The following is a 24,119-nucleotide window of genomic DNA, read 5'->3' as shown; positions in this document are numbered from 1 at the left end:
CGGCAATGATTCACGTGAAACCCGGCTCGAAAGGCCGGGTTTTTCGTCTCTGCAAACGGCTTTCCGTTTTCAGGCCCGCTCGCTACAACGGCCTGGAAAGGAATTCATATGGCCAGCGATCCCCTTTATATCAGCAACACGATCACCATTGCCGGCTGGGAGCTGACCGAGCAGTTCGTGCTGGCAGGCGGCCCCGGCGGGCAGAACGTCAACAAGGTCTCGACAGCGGTCCAGCTGTTCTTCGATCTGAGGAATTCCCCGTCGCTGAACGAGCGGGTGAAAGTGAACGCCGAAAAACTCGCCGGCCGCAAGGTTTCCAAGGACGGCGTGCTGATGATTGAGGCGAACCGCTTTCGCAGCCAGGAGCGCAATCGCGAGGATGCGCGCGAGCGGCTGAAGGAGCTGATCCTCAAGGCGGCCGAGCCACCACCGCCGCCGCGTCGCAAAACGAAGCCGACGAAAGGTTCGATCGAACGCCGGCTCAAGGAAAAATCCGGCCGCTCGGATGTGAAACGCATGCGGGCCAAGCCCGGCGGCGAATGATTGCCGCAACTTGGCCGTTTATGCGTGGGATGGAAACGAAACCTTTCCTTTGCGGGAAGGCTCTGCTTTACAGTTTGTCAGGGAAAAGTGGGAACCGGTTTTCCCGAAAGGACAAACGAAACAAAAAACCTGGAACCCGGCAGGTTCCAGTTCAAAAAAACAGGGAGGTTGGCATGGGTCTCTTCAGCTTTATCAAGAACGCCGGCAAGAAGCTCGGTATCGGCGACGACGAGGACGCGCCGGCCGCCGAAGCGGTCAAGAAGGAACTTGATTCCTTCGATCTCGGCACCAAGAATGTCGAGGTTTCCGTCGAAGGCGACAAATGCGTGCTGAAGGGTGTCGTGGCCGACCAGACAGCCTTCGAAAAGGCCGTCATTGCCGTCGGCAACACGCTCCGCATTTCCAAGGTGGAAGCCGCCGAGCTGAAGGTCGCGCCCGAATCCGGCCTGAAGCTCGAAAAGCTCGACCTGACCGAACTCCTGAAGACCTCGACGCCGGCCGCGGCACCGACGCTCTATACTGTCAAGAAGGGCGACAATCTCTGGAAGATCGCCGAGGCGCATTACGGCAAGGGCAAGGGCGCCAAGCACACGCTGATCTTCGATGCCAACCGGCCGATGCTGTCCCACCCGGACAAGATCTATCCCGGTCAGGTGCTGCGCATTCCGGACCTTTCGGAAGCGTAAGTGGCGGCGTCCGAGCGCGGCCTCGCGCCGGGGCTGCGCTATTTCCCCGATCATTTCGACCGTGCCGCGCAGGAAGCCCTCGTCGCAGCCATCAGGCAAGTTGTGACGGAGGCGCCGCTCTTCGTGCCGCGCATGCCGAAGACGGGTAAACCCATGTCGGTCCGCATGACCAATTGCGGATCGCTCGGCTGGGTGACGGACAAGGAGCGCGGCTACCGCTACCAACCCACCCATCCCGAGACTGGCCGCCCTTGGCCGGCCATTCCTGAAGCACTGCTTTCGCTGTGGAACGACGTCTCCGGTTTCGACAAACCGCCGCAAGCCTGTCTCGTCAATTTCTACGACCCCGACGCCAGAATGGGCCTGCATCAGGACCGCGACGAAAACGAATTTGCGGCACCCGTCGTCTCCGTCTCGCTGGGCGATCAATGCCTGTTTCGCGTCGGCGGCGTTTCTCGCAGCGATCCGACGCGGTCGTTCCGGCTGTCGAGCGGCGATGTCTTCGTTTTCGGTGGGGAAAGCCGGCTGATCTTTCACGGCGTCGACCGGATCTACCCCGATACTTCGACGCTTCTGAAGAATGCCGGGCGCATCAATCTGACGCTTCGCCGCGTGAACCCGTAGAGGATGTTTGGCGCAATTCCGGACGCAAAACCGCTCGCACTTTTGCTGGACTTGCTTGAATCCGGCTACAGTTTGCGTAGCGCTACCGTCTCGATGAGGTGATTTCTGCCCTTTTGCAGGATCAGGTCGGCGCGCGGGCGGGTCGGCAGAATGTTCTGGTGCAGGTTCTTCAGGTTGATGTTGCGCCAGAGATTTTCCGCGATACCCAGCGCCTCGGCCTCGCTGATCGTCGCATAGCGATGGAAATAGGAATCCGGGTTGCGGAAGGCGGTTTCGCGCAGGCGCATGAAACGATCGACATACCAAGTGTGGATCAGCGTTTCCTCGGCATCGATGTAGATCGAGAAGTCGAAGAAGTCGGAGACCATCGGCACGATCTTGCCGTCTGCCGGCAAATTGCGCGATTGCAGCACGTTGATGCCTTCGAAGATCAGGATATCCGGCCGGTCGATGGTGCGGAAGGTGTTGGGCAGCACGTCATAGGTGAGGTGCGAATAGGTCGGCGCCTGAACATCCTTCTTGCCGGCCTTGATCGCCGAGAGGAAACGCAGGAGCGCGCCGATATCGTAGCTTTCCGGAAAACCCTTGCGCTCCATCAGGTTTTCGCGCTGGAGCACGGCATTCGGATAGAGGAAACCGTCGGTCGTCACGAGATCGACCTTCGGGCTGGAGGGCCAGCGCGACAGGAGCTCGGCGAGGATACGCGCCGTGGTCGATTTGCCGACGGCGACCGAGCCGGCAATGCCGATGACGAAGGGCGTCTTGGCCTCGTCCGACAGGGTGAGGAAGCGCTTGCGCTGCTCGAACAGCATCTGCGAGGATTCGACATGGGCCGAGAGCAGGCGCGACAGCGAGAGATAGATGCGCCGGACCTCGTCGAGATCGATCGGGTCGCCCAGCGAGCGCAACCGCTGGACTTCGTCAGCCTTCAGCGTCAGGGGCGTGTCGGCCCGGAAATGAGCCCATTCGTCTGCCGTGAAAAAGCGGTAGGGCGAATAATCCCGGTTGCCGAAATCGTCCGGAATATCCGGCTGGTCCTTGTCACGCGCTGCCTGAATCATCAGCTTTTCCGGCTGGCCTTCTCCACGAGACCGGATTGGCTCGTGCGCCGTTCCAGCTCCCCCATGACATCTTGTAACGCCACCCCGCCGATTTTCAATACGACCATCAGATGATAGAGCAAATCGGCCGTTTCGCTCGTCAAGGCGGCCTTGTCGCCCTCGATGGCCGCGATAACGGTCTCGACGGCCTCTTCTCCGAGCTTTTTCGCTGCTTTCTGCTGTCCTGAAGCCACGAGCTTGGCCGTCCAGCTTTCCGCGGGATCGGCCTTGGCGCGGGCATCCACGATCTCGACGAGATCGGCAAGAGTGAAGGTGCTCATCGCTGTCTCCTCAGTCGAGCCGCATGGCAATGCCATGCTCGGCCATGTGGCGCTTGGCTTCGCCGACCGTATAGGCGCCGAAGTGGAAGATGGAGGCGGCGAGCACCGCCGTCGCGTGGCCGTCGCGCACGCCCTCGACCAGGTGATCGAGCGTGCCGACCCCACCGGACGCGATGACGGGTACGGAGACGCGGTCGGCGATGGTCCGGGTCAGCGCAATGTCGTAGCCACCCTTCTGGCCGTCGCGGTCCATGGAGGTGAGCAGCAGTTCGCCGGCCCCGCGCTCGACCATCTTCTCGGCGAAGGTCACGGCGTCGATGCCGGTCGCTGTGCGGCCGCCATGGGTAAAAATTTCCCAGCGGTCCTCTTCGCCTTGGGCCGAGACCTTCTTCGAATCGATCGAGACGACGATGCACTGGTTGCCGAACTTGTCGGCGGCTTCCGCCACGAAATCCGGGTTGGAGACGGCCGCCGAGTTGATCGAGACCTTGTCGGCACCGGCGAGAAGCAGCTTGCGGATATCGGCGACCGTGCGCACGCCGCCGCCGACGGTCAGCGGCATGAAGCAATGATCGGCCGTGCGCGCCACGACGTCGAAGATCGTGTCGCGGTTGTCGGAGGAGGCGGTGATGTCGAGGAAACACAGCTCGTCGGCACCGGCCGCATCATAGACCTTGGCCGATTCGACGGGATCGCCGGCATCGACGAGATTGAGGAAGCTGACGCCCTTGACGACGCGGCCGTCCTTGACGTCGAGGCAGGGAATGACGCGCGCTTTCAGGGTCATGCTGCACGTCCTTTCGCGTCGCGGATCACGGCGAGTGCTTCGGTCGGATCGATACGACCGTCATAGAGCGCGCGGCCGGAAATCGCGCCTTCGAGCTTGCGCGCGTCGGGTGCGACGAGGCGGCGGATGTCGTCCATCGAGGCAAGGCCGCCGGAGGCGATGACCGGAATGGAAACGGCGTCGGCGAGCTGCAAGGTGGAGGCCCAGTTGATGCCGGCGAGAATGCCGTCGCGGTCGATGTCGGTGTAGATGATCGCGGCGACGCCGGCACCCTCGAACTTCTTCGCCAGCTCGATCACGCCGAGTTCGGAGGCTTCCGCCCAGCCCTCGACGGCGACCTTGCCGCCCTTGGCGTCGATGCCGACGGCGACCTTGCCGGGGAATTTTTTGCAGGCCTCGATGACCAGCGCCGGATCGCGCACCGCGACGGTGCCGAGGATGACGCGGGAAAGGCCGCGCGACAGCCAGTTTTCGATATGGTCGAGCGTGCGGATACCGCCGCCGAGCTGCACCGGGTTCTTCGTCGTCTTGAGAATGGCATCGACGGCGGCGCCGTTGACGCTCTCGCCGGCGAAGGCGCCGTTGAGGTCGACGACGTGCAGCCACTCGAAACCCTGATCCTCAAAGGCTTTCGCCTGTGCGGCCGGGTCGGGATTGTAGACGGTGGCCTGGTCCATATCGCCGAGTTTCAGGCGAACGCACTGGCCGTCTTTCAGGTCGATGGCGGGAAAGAGGATCATTTTACGGCTTCCAGCGCAGAAAATTGGTGATGAGGGCGAGGCCGAGCGTCTGGCTCTTTTCCGGATGGAACTGCGCGCCGGCCTTGTTGCCGCTGGCGACGAAGGCGGTCATCGGGCCGCCGTAATCGACGGTCGCGACCACATCCTCCGGGTTTTCCACGGCGAGATGGTAGGAGTGCACGAAATAGGCGTGCAGCGTCTCCGGAATGCCTGAAAACAGCGGATGGGTTTGCCTGCGATCCAGCGTGTTCCAGCCTATCTGCGGGATCTTCAGTTCGGGATCATCGGGCGTCATCTTGACGACGTCGCCCTTGATCCAGTCGAGGCCTTCGGTCGTGGTTTTTTCGAGACCCCGTGAGGACATCAGCTGCATGCCGACGCAGACACCGAGGAAGGGGCGGGCCTTCGCCTCGACGGTCTCGCGCAGCGCTTCGACCATGCCGGGCACCGCATCGAGGCCGCGGCGGCAATCGGCATAGGCGCCGACACCGGGCAGCACGACGCGGTCGGCGCTCGCGACGCGCTCGGCCTTGTCCGTCAGGTCGATCTCGGCCGCGATACCGGCCTCACGGGCGGCGCGCTCGAAGGCCTTGGTGGCCGAGCGCAGATTGCCCGAGCCGTAATCGATGATTGCAACGCGCATTCTAGCGTCCTTCCTTGAAACCGACGAGGCCAAGCATGGGAGCGTGCCGGCGCGCGGAGGTTTCCGAGGCCGGGAGCGAAACGCCGTCGCGCGTTTCCGCCGCAGCGGCCGGGGTTTCCGTATAATAAATCTCTTCCGCCGTGGCGCGGTCGTCGGCCGAAATCACCGCATCGACCGTCCAGCCCCGGCGCTCTAGGCCGGCGACCAGCATGGCCGGGCCTTCGAGCGCGACGATGAGATTGGTGGCAAGGCAGAGGCCGAGGCCGGCGAGGCCGAAGACCGGATGATCCGCAATCGCCGCGCCGAGCGCCTGGACGGCGAAGGCAAGAGCTGCGGCAAGCCAGGCGCGATGCCAGAGCAGCCAGACGACGGGCAGGACGAACGCGACCCAGGAAAAGCGGTCGCGGACGATACGGGCGTTTTCGTCACCGGATGTCGTGCCCGGCGGTATCAGAACGAGGAATGTGGCCATGACGGCCTCCAGCCTTGCCTTTGGGTCAGGCCAGCGAACCCTTCGTCGAGGGAACGCGGCCCGCCTGGCGGGGATCGATCTCGGTCGCGGTGCGCAGCACGCGTGCGACGGCCTTGAAGCACGTTTCCGAGATATGATGGTTGTTGGCGCCGTAGATGTTCTGGATATGCAGCGTGATGCCGGCATGCTGGGCGAGCGCGTTGAAGAATTCGCGCACCAGCTCGGTGTCGAACGTGCCGATTTTCGGCGCCGAGAACGTGACGTTCCAGACGAGGAAGGGACGGCCGGAGACATCGACGGCGGCGCGCGTCATCGTCTCGTCCATGGCGAGGTCGAGCGAGGCATAGCGCGTGATGCCGCGACGGTCGCCGAGCGCCTTGGCAATGGCCTGCCCGATGGCGATGCCCGTGTCTTCCACCGTATGGTGGTCATCGACATGCAGGTCGCCTTCGGTCTTGATCTCCATGTCGATGAGCGAATGGCGCGACAGCTGGTCGAGCATATGGTCAAAGAAACCGACGCCCGTCGAAATGCGCGACGTGCCGGTGCCGTCGATGTCGACGGTGACCGATACGGAGGTCTCGTTCGTCTTGCGCGAAACGCTGGCGGTGCGGCTCATGGCAGTCTCCGGTAATTTTACCGCCGCTCCTTAACAGGGCTCTTGAAAAAACACCAGTCTTTCAAGGGCGTTCGGCGCATGCGGAAAGGGCGCGCTGGGCTTGCCGCCGGAAGGATGGAATGATCCGCGGCGCCGCGCGAAAGCTATGCCGCTGCGGGGAGCTTTGTTTTCGTGTGGCGAGGCGTTCTTCAGGAGCGGAAGATAAGGCCGAACCGGATTACCACCGTATTTTGGGCAAACACCAAACAACCTCGGTCAAATGCTTCATGACCGGGGAGAGACGAAGGGGAGAGGATGGAGGACAAGGGGATACGGACATGCTCGCATCCCCTTGCAACGCCTCATTTCTTCTTCGTCGCGCTCTCGCTGTTCTTCACCTGCGATCCCAGGGTCGGTGGGGCTTTTTCGGCCACCTTGTCCTTCTTGGGTTTGCGCGTTTCCTTGTTGCTGCGGACCTGCCCTTTTGCCATTGCCGTAACCCTTTTGCGTTGCTGGGAGACCATAACCGCCTCATCAAGTGGGGAAAGCAAGGCTTATTTTGGACGGCGGCATGCTTGTCCCGCTTTCCCTGCGTGCGGGCCGGGCAGCGACCGGATGCCGGCGTTTGCAATTGGCGAAACGCCGCTTACATAGGAGACAACGAGGCCGCCTCGCAGGCGGTGTACCCGCCCGGTTTCCGGGCCCCAGAGGTATCCTATGAGTGAACACAATCCCTACGCTTCCATGCACGCCACGACGATCATCACCGTCCGCAAGGACGGCAAGGTGGTGATGGCGGGCGACGGCCAGGTGAGCCTTGGCCAGACCGTCATGAAGGGCAATGCGCGCAAGGTGCGCCGCCTCGGCAAGGGCGACGTGATCGCCGGTTTCGCCGGCGCGACGGCTGACGCCTTCACGCTGCTCGAACGGCTGGAAGCCAAACTCGAACAATATCCCGACCAGCTGATGCGCGCGGCCGTCGAGCTTGCCAAGGACTGGCGCACCGACCGCTACCTGCGCCGTCTCGAGGCGATGATGCTCGTTGCCGACAAGACCGTCACGCTCGCGCTGACCGGCAATGGCGACGTGCTGGAGCCGGAACACGGCACGATGGCGATCGGGTCTGGCGGCAACTACGCTTATGCCGCCGCCCGCGCGCTCATGGACAGCGACAAGTCGGCGGAAGAGATCGCCCGCAAGGCCATGCAGATCGCCGGCGACATCTGCGTCTACACCAACCACAATTTCGTGGTGGAGACGCTGGATGCCGACCGCTGAGGCTTACACCTTCCGGCCGGTGACCGAAGCCGACCTGCCGATGCTGGAACGCTGGCTCAATGCGCCGCATGTCCGGCGCTGGTGGGGTGAACCGGCCGACGAAGTCGCCGGCATCGCGGCGGATTTCGACGATCCGGCCATGACATCCTTCGTGGTGCTCCATGCCGGAACGCCGTTCGCCTATCTGCAAGCCTACAGGATCGACCCCCAGGACCTGTCCTTCGGTGATCGCCCCGACCGCACCGTCGGCATCGACCAGTTCATCGGCCCCTCCGACATGGTCGGCATCGGCCACGGGCCGGCGATGATCGAGGCCTTCGTGAAGACCGTGTTTTCAGAGGGAATGGAGCGGGTGGTGCTCGATCCGCATCCCGACAATGCCCATGCCATCCGGGCCTATGAAAAGGCCGGATTCCATGTCTTCGATCAACGCATGACTGAGGACGGCCCGGCGCTGATGATGGCCCGGGACCGTCGCTAGAGGAAACCATGACCAATTTTTCCCCCCGCGAGATCGTCTCCGAACTCGACCGCTACATTATCGGCCAGCACGACGCCAAGCGCGCTGTGGCCATCGCGCTGCGCAACCGCTGGCGCCGGCACCAGCTTGCGCCGGACCTGCGCGACGAGGTGATGCCGAAGAACATCCTGATGATCGGCCCGACCGGTGTCGGCAAGACGGAGATTTCCCGCCGTCTCGCCAAGCTTGCCGGTGCGCCCTTCGTGAAGGTCGAGGCCACCAAGTTCACTGAGGTCGGTTATGTCGGCCGTGACGTCGAGCAGATCGTGCGCGACCTCGTCGAGGTCGGCATCGGCCTGGTGCGCGAGAAGAAGCGCTCGGAGGTGACGGCCAAGGCTCATGCCAATGCCGAGGAACGCGTGCTCGACGCGCTGGTCGGCGCCACCGCTTCGCCCGCGACCCGCGACAGTTTCCGTAAGAAGCTGCGCAACAACGAGCTTGACGACAAGGAGATCGAAATCGACGTCGCCGATACCGGCACGCCCGGCGGTTTCGAAATTCCCGGCATGCCGGGCGCCAATATCGGCGTGCTGAACCTGTCAGAAATGTTCGGCAAGGCGATGGGCGCCCGCACGAAGAAGGTCAAGACGACCGTCAAGGATTCGTACAAGATCCTGATCGACGACGAATCCGACAAGCTGCTCGACAATGAACAAATTCAGCGCGAGGCGATCCGCTCGGCAGAAAACGACGGCATCGTCTTCATCGACGAGATCGACAAGATCGCGGCGCGCGATGGCGGCATGGGCGCGGGCGTCTCCCGCGAGGGCGTGCAGCGCGACCTGCTGCCGCTCGTCGAGGGCACGACGGTGGCGACGAAATATGGGCCGGTGAAGACCGACCATATCCTCTTCATCGCCTCAGGCGCGTTCCATGTCTCCAAGCCCTCGGACCTCTTGCCGGAATTGCAGGGTCGCCTGCCGATCCGCGTCGAGCTGAAGGCGCTGACCAAAGAAGACTTCCGCCGCATTCTGACGGAGACGGAGGCGAGCCTTATTCGCCAGTACAAGGCGTTGATGGAGACCGAGAGCGTCGAACTCGATTTCACCGAGGACGCGCTGGATGCGCTGGCCGATGTTGCCGTGCAGCTCAATGCCAGCGTCGAGAATATCGGCGCCCGCCGCCTTCAGACGGTCATGGAACGGGTGCTCGACGAGATTTCCTTCGAGGCGCCGGACAGGGGCGGCAATACGCTTCTGATCGACGCGGAATATGTCAGGAAACATGTCGGGGCTCTTGCGGCCAATACCGACCTGTCGCGCTACATCCTGTGACCTTTCGGCACCGGCGCCCCATTCGGCGTCGCCGGTGCCGCTTTTTTGCTCGACAGAGAAGGCGACGCGGCCTAGGCCTTTGCCCGCGCTGGCATCATTCCGACACGATTGTCTTGCATCGGTCCTGCCATCCGCCGACAGATTCGATCAGACAGGAACCGCAACCGTGCGTCAGCTCATCCCTGTGTTTGCCCTTGCCGCCACGCTCGTTTTCCAGAGCCAGACCACGGTCATGGCGATGGACGTGGTGCCCGAAGGCAACCGCAATGCCGAGCAGCCGGCCATTCCCGGCGCCTCCGTGCGCCGCACCAAGGCGGGCAAGACCTCCTTCGATGCCAAGTACGAGAAAGTCCGCGATCTCCTGGCGAGCGATCGCCAACTGACCAGCAAGATCAAGGCGACGGCGGCGAAATACGGCATTGCCCCGATCCATATGGTGGGCGCCATCGTCGGCGAGCACACCTACAATGTCGACGCCTATGACCGGCTGCAGAGCTATTATGTGAAGGCGGCCTCCTATACCGGCAGCTTCCGCTTCGCCTATGACGGCGAAAATGTCGCCGATTTCGTCGCGCGGCCGGAATTCGCCAAATGCGCCGACAAGAAGGGCTCCTACGCGCTGTGGACCTGCCGTGAGAGCGTCTGGAACCGTACGTTCAAGGGCGAGACCGTCGGCGGCACGTCCTTCCCGAACAATCGCTTCAGCGCGGTGTTCTTCCAGCCCTTCTATGCCGGCCAGACCTTCGGTCTCGGACAGATCAATCCGCTGACGGCACTGACCCTGACCGACGACGTCTCGCGCATCTCCGGCTACGACAAGCTCGACGAAAACGATGCGGCCGGCGTCTACCAGGCGATCATGGATCCCGATATCTCGCTCGCCTATATGGCTGCCTCCATCCGCCGTTCGATCGATGCGTACAAGACGATCGCTGGCGTCGATATTTCGAAGAACCCGGGTCTGACCTCGACGCTCTACAATATCGGCAACCCCGACGCCCGCGCCGCCGCCTTCGCCGCACGCCGCGCGGCCGGCGAAGTCACCTGGCCGGAAGAGAACTATTACGGCTGGCTGATCAACGACAAGCTGGCGGAGCTTCAGTCTCTCCTCTAACCTCCGCCTCCATATCGGCTCAGTCTTCCCGTAAGACGGACCGATCACAAGGAGGCAGATGATGGACATGCGTCCCGAGCCGTTCGAACCGCCGGCCCCGATCCCGCGCACCGTACCGCCGTCGAAGCTCGAGATCATCCGGACGGTCTTGCGCAATCCGCTCGAACTGTGGGGCGAGCCGTCCTATACGCTGCCGTGGATCATGACGAGCTTCTTCGGCGAGAAGACGCTGATCGTCAACGATCCCGGCCTGATCAAATACCTGCTCGTCGACAATGCCCAGAACTACAAGATGGCCGTGGTGCGCCAGCTCGTGCTGCGCCCGATCCTGCGCGACGGTCTTTTGACGGCGGAGGGGGCGGTGTGGCGCCGATCGCGCAAGGCCGTGGCGCCGATCTTCACGCCGCGCCATGCCAAGGGCTTTGCCACGCAGATGCTGGCGCAGTCGCAGCTTTATGCGAAGAAGTACGAGGGTGCCGAGGGCACGATCTTCGATATCGGCAACGACATGACGGAACTGGCCTTTTCGATCCTCTCCGAAACGCTGTTTTCCGGCGAGATCGTCACGTCCTCCAATAATTTCGCCGATGATGTGGACGATCTCCTGCATTCCATGGGACGGGTCGATCCGATGGATCTTTTGCGCGCGCCCTCCTGGGTGCCGCGCGTGACGCGCATCGGCGGTCTCAGGGTTCTGGGCAAATTCCGAAAGATCGTGCGCGATACGATGGATCTGCGCCTGAAGCGCATGGCGGCGGACGATGGCGATGCGCCCAACGACTTCCTGACGCTGCTGTTGCGCGCGGCCGGGCCGGAGGGGCTGACCATGGAGGAGGTGGAGGACAACATCCTTACGTTCATCGGCGCCGGCCATGAGACGACGGCGCGGGCGCTCGCCTGGACACTCTATTGCGTGGCCAATTCCCCGCATGTGCGCGACGCGATTGAAGAGGAGATCGACCGGGTCGTCGCAAGCGGTGCCGATCCCGTCGACTGGCTGGACCGCATGCCCTGGACGCGGGCGGCCTTCGAGGAGGCGATGCGGCTCTATCCGCCCGCACCCTCGATCAACCGCGAGGCGATCGCGGACGACCGCTGGACGAGCCCGTCCGGCGAGGTGGTCGAAATCCCCCGCGACGTCACCATTCTCGTCATGCCCTGGACGCTGCACCGCCATGCGCTGCTCTGGCAGAAGCCGCGCGCCTATATGCCGGAGCGCTTCCTGCCGGAGAATCGCGAAGCGATCCATCGCTTCCAGTATATGCCGTTCGGGGCGGGGCCGCGCATCTGCATCGGTGCGACCTTCGCCATGCAGGAGGCGATCATCGCGCTCGGGGTTTTGATGCATCGCTTCCGCTTCGACATGACCGAGGACACCAAGCCTTGGCCGGTGCAGCGCCTGACGACGCAGCCGGCTAACGGGCTGGCGTTACGGGTGCGGGCTCGTCCCCACGCTTCTTCGGCTTCTTGATCGTCTTGATCGAGGCGCAGGTCGCTTCCGGGTTCTTGCAGGGCTGGTAGACGACGATCTCGCTGCCGCTGCCGTCGTCCCACACCGCCTGCACGGCAATCGTCTGGGCCTCGCCCGGCTTCAGGTTGAGATAGAGCCAGTTCTGGCTGTCGTCCGACGGCAGGTTGAAGGGCAGCTCAGGATCGCAGGCCGCCATCGGGAAGGTCTTGTCGAGCGTGTCGGAATTGATCGAGTAGCGCACCTCCTTCAGCCGGCAATGCATGGTCTGCAAGGCCGTGAAATAGATGAGCTGCTGGCCGGAGAATTCGCGGAACTGCACCCAGCCGGTCTGCTTGTTGGCGTCCAGCATCGCCTTGTAGATCGCAACGTCGGGGATCTGCGCCTTGTACTCTTCTTCGTCATTTTCCTGGGCCTTTGCGGGCAGGCTGGCGGCAACGAGGGCTGCGCCAAGAAGAAGGCGCGCCAGCAGCGGCCGTCGGAGGGAAGGGTGGATCACTGGAATGCTCCTCGTTCTTTCACCTGATGTCGCCGGCGGGATGGTGGCATTTGGCTTGGACATGCAATAACACCATTCCACACCCGCTTTGAAAAGAGCCAGGCCCTTTTGAAAAGAGACGGGGCGGCACTCGGAAGAATTCTCGTGGCAGACCATTTGTTACTCGGCATCGATACCGGCGGCACCTATACGGACGCCGTGCTCTACAGCGAAACCAGGGGCGTCGTCGCCCGCGCCAAGGCGCTGACCACGCGCCACGATCTTGCGGTCGGCATATCCGGCGCGGTGGAGGCGGTGCTGACGGAGGCGCAGGTGCCGGTGGCGGCCATCGGCCTCGTCTCGCTGTCGACGACGCTCGCCACCAATGCGCTGGTCGAGGGGCAGGGCGGTCGCGCCGGCCTCGTGATGATCGGTTTTTCGCCTGACGATCTCAAGCGCGACGGGCTTGCCGACGCGCTCGGCAACGACCCCGTGCTTTTCCTGCCCGGCGGCCACAACGTGCATGGCAACGAGACGCCGCTCGACATGGCGGCGCTGGACGAGGCCCTGCCGCAGCTGTCGCAAACCGTCTCCTCCTTTGCCGTCGCCGGCTATTTCGCCGTGCGCAACCCGGCGCATGAGCAGCGCGTGCGCGACCGTATCCGCGAGGTATCGCATCTGCCCGTCACCTGCAGCCATGAGCTCTCGTCGAAGCTCGGCGGCCCGCGCCGTGCCTTGACGACACTGCTCAACGCCCGCCTCGTCTCGATGATCGACCGGCTGATCGGTGCCTGCGAGGATTATCTCCAGCGCCGCGGCATCCACGTGCCGATGATGGTGGTGCGTGGCGATGGCGCGCTGATCTCGGCGGCGGAAGCGCGGTTGCGGCCGATCGAGACTATTCTGTCCGGCCCGGCGGCAAGCCTCGTCGGCGCACGCCATCTGACCGGGCTCGACAATGCCGTCGTCTCCGACATCGGCGGTACGACGACCGACGTTGCGGTGCTCGACAACGGCCGGCCGAAGCTCGATGCGGAAGGCGCCGTCGTTGGCGGCTATCGCACCATGGTGGAAGCTGTCGCGATGCGGACCTTCGGTCTCGGCGGCGATTCGGAAGTGCGCATCAACGACCGCGGCCTCAAGGCGAAGATCGATCTGGGGCCGCGCCGCTTCATGCCGCTCAGCCTCGCCTCGCAGCTACATCCCGAAGCGGTGGTTCCCGTGCTGGAGCGCCAGTTGCGCGCGCCGCATATGGGCCGCCATGACGGGCGTTTTGCGGTGCGCACCGGCGTGCCGGAGCGGCTGGCGAGCGGCCTGACGGCGCAGGAACAGGCGCTTTACGACAAGATCGGCGCGACTCCGCTGCCGCTCGACGGCCTGCTCGTCTCGACGCCGCAGAAGGCGACGCTCGACCGACTGGTCGCGCGCGGCCTCGTGCATATCTGCGGCATCACGCCGTCAGATGCCATGCATGTGCTGGGCGGGCAGGGGCAATGGGATGCCGTCGCCGCCCGTCTCGGCCTCGAACTGGCCGCCCGGACCAAGGACGGCACCGGCAAACCGATCGCCGAGACGCCGGAAGCGCTGGCCCGCGCGCTGGTCGACCGTCTCACGCGGCAATCGGCCGACGTCATCCTCTCCGCCTGCCTCGCCGATGACGGCGTGGGCGCGCTCGATCCGGCCAATTCGATCTCCATCGACCGGGCGCTGCACCGCGTTCCCGGCATCGTGAAGTTCCGCATCGCACTCGACCGGCCGCTGGTCGGCCTCGGCGCCTCCGCGCCGGTCTATTATCCCGCCATTGCCGACATGCTGGGCGCCGAATCCTCCATTCCCTCGGATGCCGGCGTGGCGAACGCCGTCGGGGCCGTCGTCGGCCAGGTGCGCAATGCCGTCACGGTTTTCGTGACGCAGCCGGAAGAGGGCATTTTCATCGTCAATGGCGCGGGCGACAGCGTGCGCCTCATCGACGAGGAGAAGGCCTTCTCGCTCGCCAAGGAGCGGGCGATGACGGCCGCGCTGCAGGCCGCACGCGCCAATGGAGCGGACGAGCCGGCCGTGACCCTGTCGGAGGCCATCGATGCGCCGGAAGTGGAAGGGTCGCGCAAGCTGATCGAGGCACGGTTTACCGCCACTGCCAGCGGCCGCCCGCGCATCGCGGAAGAGGTATAAGTAGGATTTATTCCCGAGCGGAATAAATTCTTTATACCCTTGCCGAATTGACACTCAATGAAACCTCCGGAAAGTGGGACCATTCGGGATACTCCCCCTTGTCCCGCCCATTCGGAGCCTTTTCAGATGTCTTATACCGAAAAAGCCGGTCTTTCGATCGACAGCGCCCTTTATGATTTCATCGTCACGGAAGCCCTTCCCGGCACCGGCGTGGATGCGGAGCGCTATTTCGCCGAATTTTCCGCCATCGTGCATGATCTGGCTCCGGAGAACCGCGCGTTGCTCGCCAAGCGCGATGCGCTGCAGGAAAAGCTCGACGCCTGGTATCGCGAAAACGGCGCACCATCGGACATGGCGGCCTATGAGGCCTTCCTGCGCGAGATCGGCTATCTCCTGCCCGAGGGCGGCGACTTCTCCGTCACGACGGACAATGTCGATCCGGAGATCGCCAGCCTCGCCGGCCCGCAACTCGTCGTTCCCGTCATGAATGCGCGCTACGCGCTGAACGCCGCCAATGCGCGCTGGGGCTCGCTCTATGATGCGCTCTACGGCACGGATGCCATTCCGGAAACCGACGGCGCGGAAAAGGGCAAGGGCTACAATCCCGTGCGGGGCGCCAAGGTCGTCGCCTGGGCGAAGGCCTTCCTCGATGACGCAGCACCGCTTGCCGGCTCGTCCTGGCGCGAGGCCGCGGGCCTTGCCGTCGAGGGCGGCAAGCTCGTCGTCGCACTGGTCGGCGGCGGCAAGACAGGCCTTGCGGATGAGGCGAAATTTGCCGGTTCTGTCGGTGACGCCGCGGCACCGACGCGTATCCTGCTGCGCAACAACGGCCTGCATATCGAAATCCGCGTGGATGCGACGACGCCGACCGGCAAGGACGACGCGGCGCATATCTCCGACGTCGTCATCGAATCGGCGCTGACCACCATCATGGACTGCGAGGATTCCGTCGCCGCCGTCGACGCCGAGGACAAGGTCGTTGTCTATCGCAACTGGCTTGGCCTGATGAAGGGCGACCTGACCGAAGAGGTTGCCAAGGGCGGCAAGACCATTACCCGCCGGCTCAACCCCGACCGCGCCTACACCGCGCCGGATGGTTCGGCCGCGTCGCTGCGCGCCCGCTCGCTGATGCTGGTGCGCAATGTCGGCCACCTCATGACCAATCCGGCGATCCGCGACCGTGATGGCAACGAGGTGCCGGAAGGCATCATGGACGCCATGGTGACCGCGCTGATCGCGCTGCATGATATCGGCGTCAACGGCCGCCGCAAGAATTCACGTGAAGGCTCGATGTATGTCGTCAAGCCGAAGATGCACGGCCCGGAAGAAGTCGCCTTCGCGTCCAAGCTGTTCGGCCGCGTCGAGGCCGCTGTCGGCATGGCGCCCAACACGATGAAGATGGGCATCATGGATGAGGAGCGCCGCACGACCGTCAACCTCAAGGAGGCGATCCGCGCTGCCAAGGACCGCGTCGTCTTCATCAATACCGGCTTCCTCGACCGCACCGGCGACGAGATCCACACCTCGATGGAAGCCGGTCCGATGATCCGCAAGGGCGACATGAAGCAGGCCTCTTGGATTTCCGCCTACGAGAACTGGAACGTCGATATCGGCCTCGAATGCGGCCTGTCGGGCCATGCGCAGATCGGCAAGGGCATGTGGGCCATGCCGGACCTGATGGCCGCGATGCTGGAGCAGAAGATCGCCCATCCCAAGGCCGGCGCCAACACCGCCTGGGTGCCCTCGCCGACGGCGGCGACGCTGCATGCGACGCACTATCACAAGGTCAATGTCGCTGACGTCCAGACCGCGCTGCGCGCCCGCCCGCGGGCAAAGCTCAGCGACATCCTCTCCGTTCCGGTCGCGGTCCGGCCGAACTGGACGCCGGAGGAAATCCAGCGCGAGCTCGACAACAATGCGCAGGGCATCCTCGGTTATGTCGTGCGCTGGATCGACCAGGGCGTCGGCTGCTCGAAGGTTCCCGATATCAACGATGTCGGCCTGATGGAGGACCGCGCGACGCTGCGCATCTCCGCCCAGCACCTCGCCAACTGGCTGCACCACGGCGTCATCACCGAAGCCCAAATCCTTGAGACGATGAAGCGCATGGCCGCCGTCGTCGATGGGCAGAATGCCGGTGATTCGCTGTACCGCCCGATGGCCGGCAATTTCGACGGCTCTATCGCCTTCAAGGCCGCCGTCGAGCTCGTGCTTGAGGGCCGCGCGCAGCCGAACGGCTATACCGAACCGGTCCTCCACCGCCGCCGCCTCGAGCTGAAGGCCGCAGCGGCCTGATCTGCCTTGCGGCAGGGTGGTTCACCGCCTTGCCGTTCAAAGCGCAAAACGAAAGAAGCCGCCGGATCGCTCCGGCGGCTTCTTCTATATAATGACGGTCGTGCGTTTACTGCTGCACGACGACGCGGGCGCCCTTGCCAGGGCGGACGCGGCTGTAGAGATCGATGATATCCTGGTTCATCAGGCGGATGCAGCCCGACGAGGCGGCCGTGCCGATGGAAGCCCATTCCGGCGTGCCGTGCAGGCGGAACAGCGTGTCCTGGCCCTTTTCATTGAAGAGGTACATGGCGCGGGCGCCGAGCGGGTTCTTCAGGCCCGGGCCCATGCCGTCCTTGACGTAGCGTGCGACGTCGGGCTTGCGGTCTGCCATTTCCTTCGGCGGGTGCCAGGTCGGCCATTCCTGCTTCCAGGCGATATAGGCTTCACCCTGCCACGCGAAACCCGACTTGCCGACGCCGATGCCGTAACGCACGGCCTTGCCGCCGGGCAGAACGTAATAGAGGAAGCGGTTCGGCGTGTTGACGACGATCGTGCCGGGCTTCTCGCTGGTGGCGTAATCGACGATCTGGCGGTGGAACTTGGTGTTCACCTTGTTGATCGGGATTGCCGGCAGGGCATAACCATTGTCTTCGACGGCGCCGTAATCCGACGTGAAGATGGCATTCGTCGCCACCTTTTCGCCCGGAAGGGAGGTCGAGGACGAGGAGCAACCAGCGAGCGTGACGGCTGCTGCGAGGCCGCACAGGAGGAGGGCATTGCGGAAGCGCATGAGGGTCTCTTGTAAAGGAATTAGAAGTTCCGGGACGCGGGAACTTTCATCGATTATGGTTTATTTTCGATTAAACCAGTCAATGCAAGTGTGTGCGCTGCGGCATGGGCTTATGCGAAAGCAAAAAGCTGCCGGATTGTTTTTTTGCAACAACAATACCGGTATCCCGCCGCTTCCGCTCAGCCCAGACACTGCCAAGCACGCCGCCGCGCGCCGTTCAATAGCCTTGCCGCCTGTCGGGTCGAAGCCGCACAAGAACAAAGTCGCGCAGTTAACAGAGTCTTTTTCTCGCCGCAGTTTTGCCCGCTGTCTTAACGTTTTCCGGCGCGGCCGAATCGATTTCGCGGGATCGGCGGCTAGAATGTGATTCGCAAGGATGTGACCGATGACGATCGTTTCCCTTCACAACGACAATCCGCTGCTCGACGGCCGCCAGTCGGATCGTGCCATGATGGTGCGCCGCGGCGTGCAGCGCATGCTGATGGAGATGCGCCATGCGGTGTTGCCGGAGCTGACGCTCGCAAGCGGAAGGCGCGCCGATCTGATCAGCCTGTCGGACAAGGGCGAGATCTGGATCGTCGAGATCAAGACGTCGATCGAGGATTTTCGCGTCGACCGCAAATGGCCCGACTACCGCCGTCATTGCGACCGGCTGTTTTTTGCGACCCACAAGGATGTGCCGCTCGATATTTTCCCGGAGGAGTGCGGCCTCATCCTCTCCGATGGCTACGGCGCGCACATGCTGCGCGAGGCGCCGGAGCATAAGCTGGCCGCCCCGACGCGCAAGGCCGTCACCTTCGCCTTCGCCCGCGTCGCCGCGGGCCGGCTGCTTCTGGCGGAGTTTGCGATGGATTCGCGGCGCGACGGGCCGGATATGTCGGCGATCGTCTCGGGGCGCAGGGACGAGCCGGCGTAGTTGTTGATTCCGTCGCACTGTCAGCTGGAAGTTGAGGGAACCTTTATTTTCAGACTCTCAACCCATCGATTGGGTTGACCCAGAGCATGATCGCGCAATCGATCGATGACATGTTCCGGGTCCCATACAGCAGCACATTCTAGCCCGATGCACTCCATCAATGATGCTGGTCGCTCATAATTCTGAGAGGCGAACGAGGAGTGGCAGAGAAAAAGGCGGCCGCTGTCGTCCTGTCTGTAGAAGAAGGGTTCTTCAGCATTCTCGGACGTCAAAGGCCTTGAGCCAACGACCGGCCAAACCCCTTTCGTGATGACGTAATTGGAGACGCACAACCTGAAGGCAACGGGGAGCATGGGAATATCATCTATTGAGATGGCTCTGGCGAAAATGCCATCGAAGAAGACGATCACTGGCTCACCAGAGACCTGCGCATAACAATGCTGACCGCCGCCTAAGTCGATCCGTAGAATATCGCCTATTCTGCGCCGCACCCTCTTGCCCGCCACCGTTACCTCTCTTCGGCACCTGTGCGTGATGCTCTATTTCGGGGCGCGCTTGGCCAGAATGCGTTGCAGCGTGCGGCGGTGCATGTTGAGGCGACGGGCCGTCTCGGAGACGTTGCGGTCGCACATTTCATAGACGCGCTGGATGTGTTCCCAGCGCACGCGGTCCGCCGACATCGGGTTTTCCGGCAGCTCCGCCTTCTCGCCGGGACGCTGGGTCAGCGCGGCGAAGATGTCGTCGGCATCGGCGGGCTTGGCGAGGTAATCGACCGCGCCGAGCTTCACCGCGTTCACGGCGGTGGCGATGTTGCCGTAGCCAGTCAGCATGATGATGCGGGTGTCGTCGCGGCGCTGGCGGATGGCGGAGATAACGTCGAGGCCGCTGCCGTCGCCGAGGCGAAGGTCGACCACGGCATATTTCGGCGGATTGGTCTTCGCCTTGGCAATGCCTTCGGCGACCGATTCGGCCGTATCGACGGCAAAGCCACGGGTTTCCATGGCGCGCGCCAGACGGCGCAGGAAGGGCGCGTCGTCATCGACGAGAAGAAGCGAGGGATCCGGCCCGATATCGTCGGATGCCGTCTGCGGTTCGATGTTTTCAGCCATTTTTCGTCTTCCGTCGCGGATGTCGTCAACTCTTGATCGGGATCAGCTTATCACCCCTAAGGCTATGCCGGTAAAGTCATTTCACGCCCTTGGCCTCCATGCGGGCCCGCGGCCAATCGACCGAGACGCGCGCCCCTGGCTGGTCGCCGGTGCGGTTGCCGAAGGTTAATTTGGCGCCGGAACGCTCCAGCAGCGTCTTGGCGATGAAGAGGCCGAGGCCCAGACCGCCGGCCCGTTCATCCTTCTGGCGCTTGGTGACATAGGGATCGCCGATGCGCTGGAGAACGTCGGCTGCGTAGCCGTCGCCGTCATCCTCGATGACGATCCTAACCCTGTCCGGCGTATGGCCGACGGTGACGGTCACCGCCTCGCGGGCATGGTCGATAGCATTTTCCAGGAGATTGCCGAGACCGTACAGAATGCCGGGATTGCGGTTTCCGACCGGCTCGCCGTCGCGCCCGCCCTCTTCGACGAGGTTGAGCCTGATGCCGAACTCGCGATGCGGCGCCAGAACCTCCTCCATCAGCGAGGAGAGCGGCAGCATGCGCATATGCGCTTCGTCCTCCGTCGAAAGCGTGGTGAGCCGGCGCAGGATGTCGCGGCAACGTTCGCTCTGGCTGCGCAGCAGCTGCACGTCTTCCTTGAAGCGCTCGTCGCTGCCGAGCTCGCGCTCCATTTCGCGCGCCACCACGCTGATCGTGGCGAGCGGCGTGCCGAGCTCATGGGCGGCGGCGGCGGCAAGGCCGTCGAGCTGCGACAGGTGCTTTTCACGCTGGAGGATCAGTTCGGTTGCCGTCAGCGCGTCCGAAAGCTCCTTGGCCTCCTGCGACACGCGGTAGGAATAGAAGGCGGCGAAGGCCGTGGTCGAGACGATGGCGAACCAGAAGCCCGCCGTCAGCACCGGCGGCACGACGAGCAGCGTGCCGGGATACCAGGGGAGCGGAAAGGGCGTGAAGGCGAGCGCCGTGATGCCGGCGACGGCAAGGCCGCCGAGCGTCAGGCTGAAGCGGATCGGCTGGAGCGACGACGAGATGATGACGGGCACGCAGACCAGCGGCGCGAAGGGATTGGCAAGGCCGCCGGTAATGAAGAGCAGCGCCATCAGCTGGCAGAGATCGAAGGCGAGCAGCGTGAAGGCGGAGGCGGGCGTCAGCCGGTGCGCCGGGGCAAAGCGCACGGCGAGGAAGAAGTTGACCGCCGCAAGCAGCGCGATCAGCACTGCCGCCGGCAACAGCGGCAACGGGAATTTCAGCCAGAAGGCGACGACGATGACGCTGATCGACTGACCGGCGACGGCAAGCCAGCGCAGGCGGATCAGCGTTTCCAGCCGCAGCCGCCGGCCGGAGCCCTCGAAGTCGATATCCTGATAGAATCCCATGATGCGTCCCTTCTCGTCCGTCATGTGCCGCGCGGCTTGGCGCGCGTCGTCGGCATGGCCTCGGCCGGATCTTCCGGCCAGGGATGTTTGGGATAGCGCCCGCGCATGTCGGCGCGCACGTCCCGCCACGAGCCCGCCCAGAAACCGGGCAGATCGCGCGTCGTCTGGATTGGCCGCTGCGCCGGCGACACGAGCTCCAGGAGCAGCGGCAGGCGCCCGCCGGCGACGGACGGATGCTGCTTCAGCCCGAACAGCTCCTGCACGCGGATCGCCAGCACCGGCTCGTCGCCATCATAGCGGATCGGATGGCGCTGTCCCGTCGGGGCCTCGAAATGGGTGGGCACGAGCTTGCCGATATCGCGCTGCAATTCATAGGGCACCAGCGCCATCAGCCCATCCTGCAGGCTCGCCGCCGTGATGTCGTCGATCCCGCGGGTGTTTTCCTGAAAGGGTATGAACCAGGTATCGAGCGCCGCCAGCAGAGCGTCGTCGCTGGTATCGGGCCAAGGCGCGCCGATCGAGCGGTGCAGGAAACCGATGCGGTCGCGCAGCTGCGCCGCCTCGCGCGAAAAGGGGATGGCTTGCAGGCCGAGCTGGCGAACGCCGTCGGCCAGCGCCTGCGCGGCCTTCGGCCCGGACGGGCGCTTGAGCGGCGCCTCCTCGAGAATCATCGCGCCGAGGCGCACCACCCGGCGCGCACGCACCTGCCGGCTCGCCCGGTCGAAGATGCACTGGTCCTCGCGCACGATCCTGTCGGAAAGCTCGGCCTCGACGGTGGCGCGGTCGATCTCGGCGGCGGCAAGAATGCGCTGCCGTCCGGCCAGGCCAGTCAGATCGGCGACGACGATCATGTCGGTGCCGGCCAGCCGTTCGGTCTCCGGCACTTCGCCGCCGCGGCCGTTCGCCATGACGAAGCGTCCCCGGCCGCCGCGCTGCAGGGCAATGCGGTCGGGAAAGGCATGCAGCAGCAGCGCGCCCGGCGTGCTCGTCGTTCCGCCCTTGGCCGGTCCAAAACCCTCGGCCATGCGTTGCGCAAGTTTTCGCGCAGCATCCGCCCGCTCGCCGCGCTCCTGGGAAAAGCGGCGCAGGCGCTCCTCGATATCGACAGAGGGGCCGCCCAGCCCCTGTTCGGTGAGAAGGACGGCCAGCCGCGCGGCCGCCGCCTGCTCGCCGGTTTCGGCGGCCGACAGGATCATGGCGGCGAGCCGTGGCGGCAGCGCCAGGCCGCGGATGCGCTTTCCGGCCGGCGTCAGCGCGCCGCCCTCATCCAGCGCGCCGAGCAGGCGCAGCAGATTGCGGGCCTCTTCCACCGCAGCCATCGGCGGCGGGTCGACCAGCCGCAGCGTGGCGGGATCGGTGACCCCCCAATGGGCCACATCGAGCATGAAGCCGGAGAGATCGGAGGACAATATCTGCGGCGGCGTGAAGGCCGGCAGCGCCGCCGTCTGGCCGGGATGCCAGAGACGGATCGCCACGCCCGGCTCGGTTCGCCCGGCGCGGCCGGCACGCTGGTCGGCCGAGGCGCGGGAGACTCGCACCGTCTCCAGCCGGGTGATCCCGGTCGCGGCCTCGAAGACCGGCTGGCGCTGCAAGCCGCTGTCGATGACGATACGAACGCCGTCGATGGTAATGGAGGTCTCGGCAATCGAGGTCGCCAGCACGATTTTTCGCGTGCCGGCGGGCGGGGGACGGATCGCGGCATCCTGTTCCTTCTGGCCAAGATTGCCGTAGAGCGGCACCACGGTCGTCTCGGCCCCGAAGCGCCCCTCGAGCCGTTCGGCCGTCCGCAGAATCTCGGCCTGTCCCGGCAGGAAGGCGAGGATCGATCCGCTTTCCGTGCGATACGCCTCTATTATAGCGCGCGCCATGCTGTCTTCGATGCGCTCGCCGGCCGGCCGGTCCTGATGGCGGATCTCGACGGGATAGCTGCGCCCCTCGCTGACGATGGCGGGCGGATGATCGAGCAAAGCGGCCACCCTGTCGATGTCGAGCGTCGCCGACATGACGACGATCCTCAGGTCTTCACGCAAGGCCGCCTGAACGTCGAGCGCCAGTGCCAACCCGAAATCCGCATCGAGCGAACGCTCGTGGAATTCGTCGAAGAGAACGGCGGAAACGCCCGCGAGCTCGGGATCGTCCAGGATCATCCGGGCGAAGACGCCCTCCGTCACCACCTCGATACGCGTTTTGGTGGAGACCCTGTTGTCGAGCCGCATGCGATAACCGACGGTCTCGCCCACCTTCTCCCCGAGCAGCGCCGCCATACGCCCCGCCGCCGCGCGTGCCGCAAGGCGCCGGGGTTCGAGCAGGATGATCTTGCCGTCGCCGCGCCAGGCCTGCTTCAGAAGGTAAAGCGGCACCAGCGTCGTCTTGCCGGCGCCGGGAGGCGCCGAGAGCACCGCGCGCGTGCCGGCGGAAAGGGCGGCTCCGAGTTCGGGCAGTACCTCCGTGATCGGCAGGTTCGGTACTGTTTCTGATATCGACGCCATGATCGGTCTGCATGTCCCTATAGAGAGGGAGCGGCCGACAATGCCGGAACCGCTCTGTTCCGCCTGAATAGCCCGCTGGGGAGGCCCGGAAAAGAGCCGAGAGGGTGGGTGACCTCTGAAAGCACGTTATGCGGTGTCGGCAGAATTTTACCACCTGGACAAGATTTCGAATTGCGGAATCGCAGGTTTCCGCCCGTTTCGGTCCGCTCGCAGGCGGGTCATTGTAAATAGATCAATAATACCAATGACTTGTCGATTTTCTGCATTTTTATGAAATCGAGTGTTGACGGTTGAAAACTGTGGGCCTATAACCCGGCCATCGAACGAGAGCGGCGGCGCTTCTGGCGGCCGACGAACTCGCTCTAAGGTTTCCTGATGGAGCTGG

26 protein-coding genes are annotated in these 24,119 nt (G+C 64.0%); 11 read left to right on the top strand and 15 right to left on the bottom strand.

The genetic code is table 11. The features are described 5' to 3' along the window. Positions 1 to 108: 108 nt before the first annotated feature. The 3 genes from arfB (at position 109) to ACOZKU_RS15395 (ending at position 1,853) form a co-directional block, all read left to right on the top strand. On the top strand, positions 109 to 543 hold the full coding sequence (gene arfB / locus ACOZKU_RS15405) for an alternative ribosome rescue aminoacyl-tRNA hydrolase ArfB (RefSeq protein WP_314095477.1): 435 nt from the start codon (positions 109 to 111) through the stop codon (positions 541 to 543). Positions 544 to 716: 173 nt separating this feature from the next. Next, entirely contained in the window at positions 717 to 1,229 is a 513-nt protein-coding gene (lysM, locus tag ACOZKU_RS15400) for a peptidoglycan-binding protein LysM (protein ID WP_421579601.1), read from the top strand. Next, complete coding sequence (locus ACOZKU_RS15395) at positions 1,230 to 1,853, top strand: alpha-ketoglutarate-dependent dioxygenase AlkB (RefSeq protein WP_314095473.1); 624 nt, start codon at positions 1,230 to 1,232, stop codon at positions 1,851 to 1,853. It abuts the gene before it with no gap. A 65-nt stretch (positions 1,854 to 1,918) separates the two neighbouring features. Here the strand turns inward: ACOZKU_RS15395 and coaA are convergent, their stop codons facing one another. From coaA to ACOZKU_RS15355, 8 genes are all read right to left on the bottom strand, one after another. Next, on the bottom strand, positions 1,919 to 2,914 hold the full coding sequence (gene coaA / locus ACOZKU_RS15390) for a type I pantothenate kinase (RefSeq protein WP_421579600.1): 996 nt from the start codon (positions 2,912 to 2,914) through the stop codon (positions 1,919 to 1,921). Continuing rightward, positions 2,914 to 3,234, bottom strand: a complete 321-nt coding sequence (locus ACOZKU_RS15385) for a phosphoribosyl-ATP diphosphatase (protein WP_421579599.1) — start codon at positions 3,232 to 3,234, stop codon at positions 2,914 to 2,916. Before ACOZKU_RS15385 ends, coaA begins: the two co-directional genes overlap by 1 nt. Positions 3,235 to 3,244: 10 nt before the next feature. After that, positions 3,245 to 4,021, bottom strand: a complete 777-nt coding sequence (hisF, locus tag ACOZKU_RS15380) for an imidazole glycerol phosphate synthase subunit HisF (protein ID WP_421579598.1) — start codon at positions 4,019 to 4,021, stop codon at positions 3,245 to 3,247. Beyond that, the gene (gene hisA, locus ACOZKU_RS15375; protein ID WP_421579597.1) at positions 4,018 to 4,761 is read right to left on the bottom strand and encodes a 1-(5-phosphoribosyl)-5-[(5-phosphoribosylamino)methylideneamino]imidazole-4-carboxamide isomerase; all 744 of its coding nucleotides are present in this window, start codon (positions 4,759 to 4,761) and stop codon (positions 4,018 to 4,020) included. The genes hisF and hisA overlap by 4 nt, the downstream gene beginning before the upstream one ends. Before the next feature lies 1 nt (position 4,762). Continuing rightward, entirely contained in the window at positions 4,763 to 5,404 is a 642-nt protein-coding gene (hisH, locus tag ACOZKU_RS15370; protein ID WP_421579596.1) for an imidazole glycerol phosphate synthase subunit HisH, read from the bottom strand. Position 5,405: 1 nt separating this feature from the next. Continuing rightward, positions 5,406 to 5,876, bottom strand: coding sequence for a DUF2628 domain-containing protein (locus ACOZKU_RS15365; RefSeq protein ID WP_421579595.1), 471 nt, complete (start codon positions 5,874 to 5,876; stop codon positions 5,406 to 5,408). A 25-nt stretch (positions 5,877 to 5,901) separates the two neighbouring features. Then, complete coding sequence (hisB, locus tag ACOZKU_RS15360; RefSeq protein ID WP_421579594.1) at positions 5,902 to 6,495, bottom strand: imidazoleglycerol-phosphate dehydratase HisB; 594 nt, start codon at positions 6,493 to 6,495, stop codon at positions 5,902 to 5,904. Positions 6,496 to 6,836: 341 nt separating this feature from the next. Further along, a complete protein-coding gene (locus ACOZKU_RS15355) occupies positions 6,837 to 6,965 on the bottom strand; it encodes a hypothetical protein (RefSeq protein WP_314095326.1) in 129 nt (42 codons plus the stop codon). 226 nt (positions 6,966 to 7,191) lie between these two features. Between ACOZKU_RS15355 and hslV the strand changes: the two genes are divergently transcribed. From hslV to ACOZKU_RS15330, 5 genes are all read left to right on the top strand, one after another. Beyond that, positions 7,192 to 7,752, top strand: a complete 561-nt coding sequence (gene hslV, locus ACOZKU_RS15350) for an ATP-dependent protease subunit HslV (RefSeq protein WP_314095328.1) — start codon at positions 7,192 to 7,194, stop codon at positions 7,750 to 7,752. Further along, entirely contained in the window at positions 7,739 to 8,233 is a 495-nt protein-coding gene (locus tag ACOZKU_RS15345; RefSeq protein ID WP_421579593.1) for a GNAT family N-acetyltransferase, read from the top strand. The genes hslV and ACOZKU_RS15345 overlap by 14 nt, the downstream gene beginning before the upstream one ends. 8 nt (positions 8,234 to 8,241) lie before the next feature. Then, positions 8,242 to 9,546 (top strand): ATP-dependent protease ATPase subunit HslU, encoded by a 1,305-nt coding sequence (gene hslU / locus ACOZKU_RS15340; RefSeq protein WP_421579592.1) that lies wholly within the window; start codon positions 8,242 to 8,244, stop codon positions 9,544 to 9,546. Positions 9,547 to 9,778: 232 nt separating this feature from the next. After that, a complete protein-coding gene (locus tag ACOZKU_RS15335) occupies positions 9,779 to 10,660 on the top strand; it encodes a DUF1402 family protein (RefSeq protein WP_421579606.1) in 882 nt (293 codons plus the stop codon). A gap of 61 nt (positions 10,661 to 10,721) precedes the next feature. Further along, complete coding sequence (locus ACOZKU_RS15330; protein WP_421579591.1) at positions 10,722 to 12,131, top strand: cytochrome P450; 1,410 nt, start codon at positions 10,722 to 10,724, stop codon at positions 12,129 to 12,131. Here the strand turns inward: ACOZKU_RS15330 and ACOZKU_RS15325 are convergent. Next, positions 12,076 to 12,627 (bottom strand): hypothetical protein, encoded by a 552-nt coding sequence (locus ACOZKU_RS15325; RefSeq protein WP_421579590.1) that lies wholly within the window; start codon positions 12,625 to 12,627, stop codon positions 12,076 to 12,078. The genes ACOZKU_RS15330 and ACOZKU_RS15325 overlap by 56 nt on opposite strands. 144 nt (positions 12,628 to 12,771) lie before the next feature. Here ACOZKU_RS15325 and ACOZKU_RS15320 point away from each other — a divergent pair, with 144 nt between their 5' ends. Further along, positions 12,772 to 14,778, top strand: coding sequence for a hydantoinase/oxoprolinase N-terminal domain-containing protein (locus ACOZKU_RS15320; protein WP_421579589.1), 2,007 nt, complete (start codon positions 12,772 to 12,774; stop codon positions 14,776 to 14,778). Between the two features lie 126 nt (positions 14,779 to 14,904). Continuing rightward, positions 14,905 to 17,073 (top strand): malate synthase G, encoded by a 2,169-nt coding sequence (locus ACOZKU_RS15315; protein ID WP_421579588.1) that lies wholly within the window; start codon positions 14,905 to 14,907, stop codon positions 17,071 to 17,073. Positions 17,074 to 17,179: 106 nt separating this feature from the next. Here ACOZKU_RS15315 and ACOZKU_RS15310 read toward each other — a convergent pair whose 3' ends face one another. Then, positions 17,180 to 17,842 carry a L,D-transpeptidase gene (locus ACOZKU_RS15310; protein ID WP_117372276.1) on the bottom strand — a complete coding sequence of 221 codons (663 nt, stop codon included), beginning with the start codon at positions 17,840 to 17,842 and terminating at the stop codon, positions 17,180 to 17,182. Positions 17,843 to 18,227: 385 nt separating this feature from the next. Between ACOZKU_RS15310 and ACOZKU_RS15305 the strand changes: the two genes are divergently transcribed. Continuing rightward, positions 18,228 to 18,758 carry an MmcB family DNA repair protein gene (locus tag ACOZKU_RS15305; protein WP_421579587.1) on the top strand — a complete coding sequence of 177 codons (531 nt, stop codon included), beginning with the start codon at positions 18,228 to 18,230 and terminating at the stop codon, positions 18,756 to 18,758. 20 nt (positions 18,759 to 18,778) lie between these two features. Here the strand turns inward: ACOZKU_RS15305 and ACOZKU_RS15300 are convergent, their stop codons facing one another. The 5 genes from ACOZKU_RS15300 to ACOZKU_RS15280 form a co-directional block, all read right to left on the bottom strand. Further along, the gene (locus ACOZKU_RS15300; protein ID WP_421579586.1) at positions 18,779 to 19,264 is read right to left on the bottom strand and encodes an Imm26 family immunity protein; all 486 of its coding nucleotides are present in this window, start codon (positions 19,262 to 19,264) and stop codon (positions 18,779 to 18,781) included. Positions 19,265 to 19,297: 33 nt separating this feature from the next. Beyond that, positions 19,298 to 19,867, bottom strand: a complete 570-nt coding sequence (locus tag ACOZKU_RS15295; protein WP_314095347.1) for an ActR/PrrA/RegA family redox response regulator transcription factor — start codon at positions 19,865 to 19,867, stop codon at positions 19,298 to 19,300. Positions 19,868 to 19,943: 76 nt separating this feature from the next. Then, complete coding sequence (locus tag ACOZKU_RS15290) at positions 19,944 to 21,245, bottom strand: ActS/PrrB/RegB family redox-sensitive histidine kinase (protein ID WP_421579585.1); 1,302 nt, start codon at positions 21,243 to 21,245, stop codon at positions 19,944 to 19,946. 20 nt (positions 21,246 to 21,265) lie between these two features. Beyond that, complete coding sequence (hrpB, locus tag ACOZKU_RS15285) at positions 21,266 to 23,734, bottom strand: ATP-dependent helicase HrpB (RefSeq protein WP_421579584.1); 2,469 nt, start codon at positions 23,732 to 23,734, stop codon at positions 21,266 to 21,268. A gap of 147 nt (positions 23,735 to 23,881) precedes the next feature. Continuing rightward, positions 23,882 to 24,119 (bottom strand): hypothetical protein (locus ACOZKU_RS15280; RefSeq protein WP_421579583.1); only part of this gene is annotated, 238 nt, incomplete at its 5' end.

The organism is Shinella sp. M31, assembly GCF_049199205.1.
Lineage (GTDB): Bacteria > Pseudomonadota > Alphaproteobacteria > Rhizobiales > Rhizobiaceae > Shinella.
Note: the sequence above shows the minus strand (reverse complement) of the source record. Positions and strands in the feature narration are given on the sequence as shown.